The organism is Streptococcus sp. 22.1 (assembly GCF_016648645.1).
GTDB lineage: Bacteria > Bacillota > Bacilli > Lactobacillales > Streptococcaceae > Streptococcus.
This window is the reverse complement of the sequence record NZ_JACLQK010000049.1, coordinates 1-1,676: the sequence shown is the minus strand read 5'-3', so window position 1 is coordinate 1,676 and position 1,676 is coordinate 1. Positions and strand designations below refer to the sequence as shown.

The following is a 1,676-nucleotide window of genomic DNA, read 5'->3' as shown; positions in this document are numbered from 1 at the left end:
ACTCCAATTAGTTAATTGGAAGAGAATTTCCTTTTTAGAATATTATCTTTCAAGATATCTTTTCTGGGGTTCCTTGGCTCTCTCAATTTTAATTTTATTATTTATGCTAGTAATCATCTTTTATCCTAAACAACATTTAGAGATAAAGTTAGAAGATGCAGGTGGTAAGCTAAAACTAAAAAATTCTGCTATTGAAGGATTTGTTCGTAGTGTAGTTAATGAAAATAACTTCATTAAGAATCCTAAAGTTCATGTAAATAGTCGGAAAAATAAATGTTTAGTTTCCGTGGAAGGAGAAATTCTTCCCTCAGATAATATTATTAAAAGAACTCAGTCTATAAAAGATGAGATCGGTAATGGATTGACACAGTTTTTTGGAATGAATCATGGTGTTAAGCTTTATGTTTCTGTAAAAGATTATAAGCCTAAAACACCAGCTAAAAAAACTGTGAGTCGTGTAAAGTAAGGAAGTAAAAAATGGAATGGTTTAAAAAATACCAGTACCCACTACTGTTTGGATTAGCAGGTGTTATTTTAGCTTGCTGCACCTTGTCCTATGGGTTCTTTAAAACATTGTTTGTTTTAATCTTCGCCGTCATAGGAGCTGGAGTTGGATTTTACTTACAACAAAAAGGTCTATTTAAATAATAAAGGAGTTTCATATGTCAAACGAAAAAAATGTGGATAAAAAAGAACCTACTAAAAAAGTAGATGCAGTAAAAGGAGAATTGACTTACGAAGATAAAGTCATCCAAAAAATCATCGGACTTTCTTTAGAAAAAGTAGACGGCTTGTTGGCTGTAGATGGCGGATTTTTCTCTAATCTAGCTGATAAGATTGTTAACACTGACAATGTTGCCAATGGTGTAAACGTTGAAGTTGGTAAAGAACAAGTCGCTGTTGACTTGAATGTAGTTGTGGAATATCAAAAGAATGTTCCTGACTTGTACAAACACATTAAAGAAGTAGTTGTAGAACAAGTTTCTAAAATCACAGATTTGGAAGTTGTTGAAGTGAACGTGAATGTTGTCGATATTAAAACAAAAGAACAACATGAAGCAGATTCAGTAAGCTTGCAAGATCGTGTAACTGGTACAGTTGAATCAACAGGTGAATTTGCATCTGAACAGTTTGAAAATGTTAAAACAGGTTTGGGGAATGGATTCTCAGCAGTTAAAGAAAAAGTTGGTGAAGGCGTAGAAGCTGTAACTGACTCTTCATCAAATGAAAAACCACGTGTTCATTAATTTGGATATTTAAAAACGTACAAATAAAAAAATATGGAGGTAAGACTATGTCTACAGAAGAAAAATTAAATCAAGCAAAAGGTGCGATCAAAGAAGGTGTCGGTAAATTGACTGGCGACGAGAAAACAGAAAAAGAAGGGGCTGCAGAAAAAGTAGTTTCTAAAGTTAAAGAAGTGGCAGAAGACGCAAAAGATGCCGTTGAAGGCGCAATCGAAGGCGTTAAAAATATGGTAAAAAAAGACGATAAATAGTCATAAAGTCAATTGATTTTTCATAGAAAATATAACAAGCTACTCTACTAAAAAGATAAGGTTGTCGTATTCTACTCCTAATTACTCACTTATAAGATTACTTTCAACATAACTACAACTCGATATTCTTTTAATATTATTCAGTTGAAAAATCAACTTTCTTTAGATTAATTTAAAT

At 32.3% G+C, this 1,676-nt stretch carries 4 protein-coding genes; all 4 read left to right on the top strand.

Annotation, left to right across the window (positions count from 1 at the left end; translation table 11 throughout):
* On the top strand, nucleotides 1-466 hold a 466-nt coding region (amaP, locus tag H7U04_RS11290; protein WP_201059854.1), incomplete at its 5' end, for an alkaline shock response membrane anchor protein AmaP.
* 11 nt (nucleotides 467-477) lie between these two features.
* A complete protein-coding gene (locus H7U04_RS11285) occupies nucleotides 478-648 on the top strand; it encodes a DUF2273 domain-containing protein (protein WP_145517058.1) in 171 nt (56 codons plus the stop codon).
* A 14-nt stretch (nucleotides 649-662) separates the two neighbouring features.
* Nucleotides 663-1,247: an Asp23/Gls24 family envelope stress response protein gene (locus tag H7U04_RS11280; protein ID WP_145517057.1), complete on the top strand. Its 585-nt coding sequence runs from the start codon at nucleotides 663-665 to the stop codon at nucleotides 1,245-1,247.
* A gap of 47 nt (nucleotides 1,248-1,294) precedes the next feature.
* The gene (locus H7U04_RS11275; RefSeq protein WP_145517056.1) at nucleotides 1,295-1,498 is read left to right on the top strand and encodes a CsbD family protein; all 204 of its coding nucleotides are present in this window, start codon (nucleotides 1,295-1,297) and stop codon (nucleotides 1,496-1,498) included.
* Nucleotides 1,499-1,676 lie beyond the last annotated feature (178 nt).